General features: G+C 67.9%; 3 protein-coding genes. 1 reads left to right on the forward strand and 2 read right to left on the reverse strand.

The genetic code is table 11. The features are described 5' to 3' along the window. Positions 1-25: 25 nt before the first annotated feature. Complete coding sequence (locus VMJ11_RS34170; RefSeq protein WP_325625636.1) at positions 26-1,135, forward strand: sn-glycerol-3-phosphate ABC transporter ATP-binding protein UgpC; 1,110 nt, start codon at positions 26-28, stop codon at positions 1,133-1,135. Between the two features lie 145 nt (positions 1,136-1,280). On the opposite strand, the gene VMJ11_RS34175 is transcribed toward VMJ11_RS34170, so the two are convergent. Both VMJ11_RS34175 and VMJ11_RS34180 read right to left on the reverse strand, forming a co-directional pair. After that, positions 1,281-2,228, reverse strand: coding sequence for a sugar-binding transcriptional regulator (locus VMJ11_RS34175; RefSeq protein ID WP_325625637.1), 948 nt, complete (start codon positions 2,226-2,228; stop codon positions 1,281-1,283). Between the two features lie 85 nt (positions 2,229-2,313). Then, positions 2,314-3,063, reverse strand: a 750-nt coding sequence (locus VMJ11_RS34180) for a xylulokinase (protein ID WP_325625639.1), incomplete at its 5' end; no start/stop codon positions are given.

The following is a 3,063-nucleotide window of genomic DNA, read 5'->3' on the forward strand; positions in this document are numbered from 1 at the left end:
GCTTTCGCCACAACGGAGACACATCATGGCAAGCGTGATCCTTAGAGATGTACTGAAGCGCTACGACGACAACGAAGTGCTGCGCGACGTGAATCTCGACATCGCCGACGGCGAATTCGTCGTGTTCGTGGGCCCGAGCGGCTGCGGCAAGACCACGCTCATGCGGATGATCGCGGGCCTCGAGGACATCAGCGGCGGCGATCTGATGATCGACGGCACGCGCATGAACGACGTGCCGCCGGCCAAGCGCGGCATCGCGATGGTGTTCCAGTCGTATGCGCTCTATCCGCACATGACGCTCTACGACAACATGGCATTTGGTCTGAAGCTCGCGGGCGCGAAGAAGCCCGAGATCGACGCCGCCGTGAAGAACGCCGCGAAGATCCTGCACATCGACCATCTGCTCGACCGCAAGCCGCGGCAGCTCTCGGGCGGCCAGCGCCAACGCGTGGCGATCGGGCGCGCGATCACGCGCAAGCCGAAGGTGTTCCTCTTCGACGAGCCGCTCTCGAATCTCGACGCCGCGCTGCGTGTGAAGATGCGCCTCGAATTCGCGCGGCTGCACGACGAGCTGAAGACGACGATGATCTACGTGACGCACGATCAGGTCGAGGCGATGACGCTCGCCGACAAGATCGTCGTGCTCTCGGCGGGCAATGTCGAACAGGTTGGCAGTCCGAACCGTCTCTATCACGCGCCGGCGAACCGGTTCGTGGCGGGCTTCATCGGCTCGCCGAAGATGAACTTCCTCGAGGGGACGGTGCAGAAAGTCGAGAATGACGGCCTCGTCGTGCGCTACGAGACGGGCGAAACGCAGACGGTGGCGGTCGAGCCGCGCGGCGCGCGCGAGGGCGACAAGGTGACGGTGGGCATTCGCCCCGAGCACCTGCATGTCATGACGGGCGAGGACGGCGTGAGTGCGAAGGCGATGACGGTCGAATCGCTCGGCGACGCCGCCTATCTCTACGCCGAAAGCCCGGTCGCGCCGGACGGGCTGATCGCGCGCATTGCGCCGCTCGAGCGGCACGAGCGCGGCGAGGCGATGAAGCTCGGCTCGACGCCCGATCATTGCCACCTCTTCGACGCGAACGGCCAGGCGTTTGAGCGTCGCTTCGCGCAGCAACTCGCTGCGTGATTGCACCGGCTCGCTGTACGCACCGCGTCGATGTCTCGCGCGGTGTGCTGTGTGGCGAGGTACCTGAGGTTGCCCTTGTGCGCCCGCTTCGTGCGGGCGCTTTTTTGCACTCGATCCGCGCGCAGGGCAAGGCAGCGCCGTTGCTTCAGCGCTCCAGCGCGGCGCGCGCGCACAGCTCGTCGGTCACGAGCCCGGAGAGCCAGCCGCCGTTGAGCGCCGCGATCACCGCTTCGCGCTTGCGCGCGCCGCCTGCGAAGCCGATCGTCGGGCGGCGCGGCGGCGAATCGAGGTAGATGCTCGTCACGCGGCGTCCGGTTGGCGAATCGACGCGCTTGCCGGCCGCATCGATTGGCAGGCCGAGCATCTCCGCGACGGCGCCCTGGCGCATCAGTTCCTGCACTTCCTCGGAGGTGATGAAGCCGTCCTCGTGCAGCGGACAATGCTCGCCGATATTGCCGATACCTACGAACGCGACATCGGCCTCGCTGGAAAGCGATTCCACGATTCGATAGAGCCGGTGATTGCACCATTGCGCGCGCTCGGCCTCGTTGTCGGCGATGAGCGGCGCGGGCAGCAGGAAGTGCTTGCCGCCCGTCTTCTCGGAAATGTGCAGCGCGACGTCATAGCGGTTCGAGGAACCGTCCTGAGCGATCGCGCCCACCATCGAAACGAGACGGTGCTGCGGCCGGTCCAGTTGCGCGATCTGGTCGACGGCCGCCTTCAGCGTGCGCCCGCTGCTCACGGCCACCACCATCGGCCGCTCTTCGGAAAGATAGCGCTCCATCACCTGCGCGCCCGCTACGGCGAGCTTGCGGTCGATCTCCTCGGGCGTGTCGTTGTCGACGGGCACCACTTCGCACACCGAAAGACCGTAGCGCTTCGAGAGCGCATCGGCGAGCGCGAGGCAATCGGCGAGACGGTGGTCGACGCGCACGCGGATCAGGTTCTTCTCGACCGCGAAGGCGACGAGGCGCTGCGCGACCGGGCGCGACACCTGCAGCTTCTCGGCGATTTCGTTCTGGGTGTTGCCGGCCACGTAGTAGAGCCAGGCAGCGCGTGTGGCGAGATCGAGTTTTTCAGTGGACTTGGGCACGGTGGTCGGGGCCTGGCTCGCCTGGCGTTGAGTGGGGTGGAGTGGAGTGGGGTTACGTTGTCGGGGGCGCAGTGTACTGCACGCCTTAGGCGAGGCGTTCGCGCGAGGGCTCGAACAGCGGACGCACGTGGCGGTAGAGCGCGCGATACGCGCCGAGCCGCTCGCGCAGCGCCGCATGGCGCGCGGGGTTCGGCGTGTATTCGGCCACCACGGGCGGCTTGGTCAGCACGTCGCGCGCGTCGCCGCCCGCCGCGAGCCAGCCGAGGCGGGCCGCGCCGAGCGCCGCGCCCGTCTCGCCGCCGCCGTGCTGGCGCGTGGGCGTGTCGAACGCGTCGGCCACGAGCTGCGCCCAGTAGCCGCTGCGCGCGCCACCGCCCAGCATCGACAGCGCGCCCACCTCGGTGCCCGCGGCCGCGAGGGCGTCGAGGCCGTCGGTGAGCGCGAGCGTCACGCCTTCGAGCACGGCATAGCCGAGCAACGCGCGATCGGTCGCGTGCGTCATGCCGAAGAACACGCCCTGCGCATACGGGTCGTTGTGCGGCGTGCGCTCGCCGGAAAGATACGGCAGGAAAAGCGGTGCTTCCGAAAGCGTTTGGGTGCCGAGTCGTTCGACTTCGGCGAGCAGCGTGGGCTCGTCCGTGCCGGTCAGCTTGCAGACCCAGCGCAGGCAGCTCGCGGCCGAAAGCACGACGCTCATCTGGTGCCAGCGGTCCGGAATCGCATGGCAGAACGCGTGCACGGCAGAAGCGGGATTGGGCCGGAAGCGGTCGCCCACCACGCAGAGCACGCCCGAGGTGCCGAGCGAGACGAAGCCGTCGCCGGGCTGCGTCGCGCC

Source organism: Paraburkholderia sp. (assembly GCF_035501035.1).
In the GTDB taxonomy this organism is placed as follows: domain Bacteria; phylum Pseudomonadota; class Gammaproteobacteria; order Burkholderiales; family Burkholderiaceae; genus Paraburkholderia.